Source organism: uncultured Propionibacterium sp. (assembly GCF_963539965.1).
Lineage (GTDB): Bacteria > Actinomycetota > Actinomycetes > Propionibacteriales > Propionibacteriaceae > Propionibacterium.
On sequence record NZ_CAUTOU010000107.1, the window covers coordinates 1 to 4,037 of the forward strand.

The 4,037-nt window shown below is 74.3% G+C and carries 5 protein-coding genes; all 5 read left to right on the top strand.

Features of this window, described 5'->3' with window-relative positions:
- Nucleotides 1-58: 58 nt before the first annotated feature.
- The 5 genes from R2N01_RS11140 to R2N01_RS11160 all read left to right on the top strand — a co-directional run bounded on the left by R2N01_RS11140 (nucleotide 59) and on the right by R2N01_RS11160 (nucleotide 3,910).
- Complete coding sequence (locus R2N01_RS11140) at nucleotides 59-1,453, top strand: CpaF/VirB11 family protein (protein ID WP_316671207.1); 1,395 nt, start codon at nucleotides 59-61, stop codon at nucleotides 1,451-1,453.
- Complete coding sequence (locus tag R2N01_RS11145) at nucleotides 1,450-2,340, top strand: type II secretion system F family protein (RefSeq protein ID WP_316671199.1); 891 nt, start codon at nucleotides 1,450-1,452, stop codon at nucleotides 2,338-2,340. The genes R2N01_RS11140 and R2N01_RS11145 overlap by 4 nt, the downstream gene beginning before the upstream one ends.
- Nucleotides 2,337-3,245: a hypothetical protein gene (locus R2N01_RS11150; protein ID WP_316671201.1), complete on the top strand. Its 909-nt coding sequence runs from the start codon at nucleotides 2,337-2,339 to the stop codon at nucleotides 3,243-3,245. Before R2N01_RS11145 ends, R2N01_RS11150 begins: the two co-directional genes overlap by 4 nt.
- A 70-nt stretch (nucleotides 3,246-3,315) precedes the next feature.
- Entirely contained in the window at nucleotides 3,316-3,534 is a 219-nt protein-coding gene (locus R2N01_RS11155; protein WP_316671203.1) for a hypothetical protein, read from the top strand.
- A 4-nt stretch (nucleotides 3,535-3,538) separates the two neighbouring features.
- Nucleotides 3,539-3,910 carry a TadE/TadG family type IV pilus assembly protein gene (locus R2N01_RS11160; protein ID WP_316671205.1) on the top strand — a complete coding sequence of 124 codons (372 nt, stop codon included), beginning with the start codon at nucleotides 3,539-3,541 and terminating at the stop codon, nucleotides 3,908-3,910.
- Nucleotides 3,911-4,037: the final 127 nt, after the last annotated feature.

A 4,037-nucleotide genomic window follows, 5' to 3' on the forward strand; every position in this document is an offset into this window, starting at 1 on the left:
GGCCCGCCCCCAGCAGGCGGCGGGGTGCGCCTCACGGACCGGTGCCCGGTCGGGCGTCCTGCAGGGCCCGACGGCCGTACCCGGCCCCGGCCGGGCGGGCCCGGCCGGGGCCGCTCCGGAGCAGATCCTCGACGAGGACGCCCAGCCCGACTGGCAGGTCGTCATCGCCCTGCGCGCCACCGCCTCCGAGCTCATCACCGAGCGCCAGGAGCAGTGGGAGCAGGAGCACCGGTGCGCGATGGCGCCCGACGACCGACGCCTCATGGGCCGCTCGGTCATCGGGCGGACCGTGCACGAGCACGCCGACGAGTTGGCCCGCTCGGGCCAGGCGCTGTGGCCGCTGGCGCTCGAGAAGCGCTACGCGAAGGCGGTCGAGGACGCGATCTTCGGCTACGGGCGCATGCAGCCGGTCTTCGACATCCCCGACGCCGAGAACATCGAGATCCACGGGTTCGACAGCGTCGTCGCCCAGTTCGGCGACGGTCGCCGCCGCGAGCTGGCGCCGGTGGCGGACTCGGACGAGGAGCTCGTCGCGGCGGTGCGCTTCCTCGGCGAGAACGCGGACCCGCCGCGCCCCTTCGACGACGCCCACCCGACGATCACCGTGGCGATCGGCGACCGTTTCCGCCTGCACGCCATCGGTTTCGGCCTGGCCGACCGCCCGTCGGTGATCATCCGCCAGCACCTGCTCACCGATGTGGGCCTCGACGACCTGGCGACCGGCGGGCTCATGCCGCGGGAGATCGCCGATCTGCTGCGCCGGGCCGTGCTGGCGCGCCAGTCGATCGTGATCTCGGGCGACCAGGGGGCGGGCAAGACGACGCTGCTGCGGGCGCTCGTCGACGCGATCCCGGTCACCGAGCGCTTCGGCACGCTCGAGACCGACTACGAGCTGCTCACCCATCTGCAGCCGGGCCGCCGCAACATGGTGGCGCTGCAGGCCAAGATCGGTCTCGGCGAGGTGGCCGACGGGCGGCGCATCGGCGAGTACACGGTGGCCGACCTGATCCCCGAGGCGCTGCGCCAGAACCTCACTCGCCTGGTCGTCGGCGAGGTGCGCGGCAACGAGGCTGGGGCGATGCTGCAGGCCATGCAGTCGGGCGCCGGGGCGCTCACCACGACGCACTCGCACTCGGCGTCGGCGACGATGGACCGCCTGGCCGCCCGCGTCGCCGCCGGCGGGGTGCTGCGCCTCGACGAGGCCTACCGCCAGATCGCCTACAACATCCATCTGCTCGTGCACGTCAGCCTGGTGGACGACAGCTGGCGCGGCGGGCGCAGGCGCCGCTTCATCAGCGAGATCCGCTCGCTGACGGGCGCGATCGAGGCCGGCCGGCCGGTGACCCACCTCGCCTACCGGGCCGGCCGTGACGGCGAGCCCGAGGTCTTCGACCCGGGCGAGAAGCTGCTCGCCGAGCTCTCACCGTTCGCCGACGAGGGGAGGCGACCATGAGCCTCCTCGTCGCCGTCAGCGCGGCGCTGCTCGTCATCGGCGTCTTCGCGCTCGTCCGGGGCCTTCTCGCCGGCCCGCGGCGCGAGGCGCCGGCACGCGGCGGCCATCCGCCCGCAGTCCCCACCGGGCCATGGAGACGCTGGTCATCGCGGTGGACAACGATCCGGCGGGCGCACAGGGCCCGGCTCGCGGCGGCGGCCGCCGGCGGTCTTGCGGGATTCGCCCTCACCCGGCAGCCGCTGATCCTGGTCGGCGTCCCGGCCCTCGTCGTCGTGCTCCCCCCGCTACTGACCGATCCGCCCAACAGGGACGCCGCCGTCCTCGGGGCGCTCGACCGCTGGGTGCGCCTGCTGATCGGCTCGGTGTCCACGGGCAAATCGACGACCGATGCGATCCGCTCCACCCGCACCCAGCTGCCGACCGTCCTGAGAGGCCCGGTGGGCGCGGTGGTCGCCCGGCTCGATGCGCGCTGGACGCTGGACGCCGCGCTGCGCGCCATGGCCGACGAGCTGGCGAGCCCCGACGCCGATGCCGTGGTCGCGGCCCTCGTCGTCGCGACCCGGCGCGGCGGGACCGGCTCGGTCGGCGCCCTGCGGGCCCTCGGCGAGCACACGCGGCGGCGTCTGGCCGCGCTGCGCGAGATCGAGACGGAGCGGGCCAAACCGCGGATCGTCGTGCGTCAGGTCACGGCCATCACCCTGGCCGTGCTGACCGGCGCGTCCCTGGCGAGCCCCGGATACATGGCGCCCTACGCCTCCGGCGCCGGGCAGCTCGTCGGCGCGCTGCTGCTGGCCGCCTACCTGGGCTCCCTCGTCATGCTGCGGGCGGTGGCCCGCCCCGAGCGCCGCGAACGCATCCTGCAGTCGGCGGCGGGTGATCATCGATGATCGTCGAACCCCTCCTCATCGTCGCGTTGGCCGGTTCCCTGCTCGGGACCGGGGTCTTCTGGGCGCTGCTCGGCTCGAGGAGGCGGACCGTACGCATGGGCGACGCATTCGCCGTCCTCGACGGGCGCGAGCCGCGGGAGACGCCGGCCCAGACCGACCTGGTGCACGACGCCGACAGCGCCCTCGAACGACTGGGCGCCCGGGCCTACACGCGCCTGCGCATCCCGCTCGGCGGGCGGACCGGCAGGCTGCTGGGGCTGCGCGACCGCTCGATCGGCGATTTCGTGGCCGAGAAGATCGTGCTGGCCTTCGCCGGCCTGGCCGCCCCAGCGCTGGCCCTCGCGCTCAGCGCCCTCATGGGCGCCCCGCTGCCGGGGGCGGTGAGCGGACTGTCGCCGGTCCTGGCCGTCGCCGGCTGGTGCTGGCCCGATCTGGCGCTGCGCCGGGGCGCCGAACGGACTCGCTTCGACGCGGACGAGGCCCTGCTGACTCTGTTCGACCTGGTGCTGCTGGAGCGCATGTCGAACCGCTCGGGCACCCAGGCGATCGAAGCGGCCGCCTCGGTCTCGGACGCACCGGTGTTCCGGCGCGTGCACGGTGTCCTGGCGCAGGCGAACCTCGAGCAGCGCACCCCGTGGTCGGGGCTGCGCGCGCTGGCCGACGAGTTGAGGCTCCCGGCGCTGGCGGACCTGGCCGACATCATGCAGCTCGACGACCAGGGCGCCTCGCTCACCGAACCGCTGGCGGCCCGTGTCGAGGAGTTGCGCGACGCCCACCTGTCCGCCGAGCGCACCGCCGCCCAGGAGGTCAGCGAACGCATGACCGTCTGGATGGCGCTGCCGGTCATGGTCTTCGGCCTGGCCTTCATCGCCCCTCCCCTGCTCAGGCTGGCAGGCCTGGCCTGAGGCCCGGCGGCCGGGCCCCGACAACAGAACACAACGGAACAACCAACCACCCCATCAGAAGGTGATCACCATGAAGGAACGACTCCCAGCTCCGCTGACGCGTGCAGGTGCTGCCGGTGCGCTGCTCATCGGCTTCCTCGCCGGTGCCGCTCCGGGCGCCGCCCTGCGGGACGAGCGGGGCCTGTCGCAGTCCACCGAGAACGCCGTCCTGCTGGCCGGCGCGGTGGTCGTGGCGGGCATCGTCGTCGCCGCCGTGCGCGCCTACGTCACGGCGCACATGCCCTCGTGAAGCCATGAGCCGTCGATCAGGCCGGTGCCGCGACGAGCGGGGCCTGAGCCAGTCGATCCAGTGGGCCGCCCTGGCCCCGGTGGTCATGTTCGCCCTGCTCGGCGCCATCGACGCCGGCGTGTGGCTGCACGCGCGCAGCGTCGTCCAGCAGGCCGCGATGACCGCGGCCGAGACGCAGGCCCTGGCCGATCAGGACCCCGACCTGGCCGATGAGATCGTCCGGTCGATGACCGGTGAGCTGACCGATGTGACGGCCACCGTCGAGACCGGACCGGCGCAGGTCACCGTGCGGGTCGAGGCCGGCGTCCCGCTGGCCCTCGATCTCGGGCTGGCCAGGGTCGGCGCGAGTTCGACGAGGGCCAAGGAGCGCGCCTGAGGGCCGGCGCGCGGCGGCAACGACCGGTGGGAGAGGAGGAACGATGGACCACCCACGAGCACGGGCACGGCACGGCCCGCGCCCCCGGGAGCGCGCCGCCGTCGGGCCCGTCGCGCGGCGTTGCGGC

Bases quoted from the DNA above. Each gene is read 5' to 3' on its own strand.
- R2N01_RS11145 (WP_316671199.1), top strand. From the start codon at position 1,450: ATGAGCCTCCTCGTCGCCGTCAGCGCGGCGCTGCTCGTCATCGGCGTC.
- R2N01_RS11150 (WP_316671201.1), top strand. From the start codon at position 2,337: ATGATCGTCGAACCCCTCCTCATCGTCGCGTTGGCCGGTTCCCTGCTC.
- R2N01_RS11155 (WP_316671203.1), top strand. From the start codon at position 3,316: ATGAAGGAACGACTCCCAGCTCCGCTGACGCGTGCAGGTGCTGCCGGT.
- R2N01_RS11160 (WP_316671205.1), top strand. From the start codon at position 3,539: ATGAGCCGTCGATCAGGCCGGTGCCGCGACGAGCGGGGCCTGAGCCAG.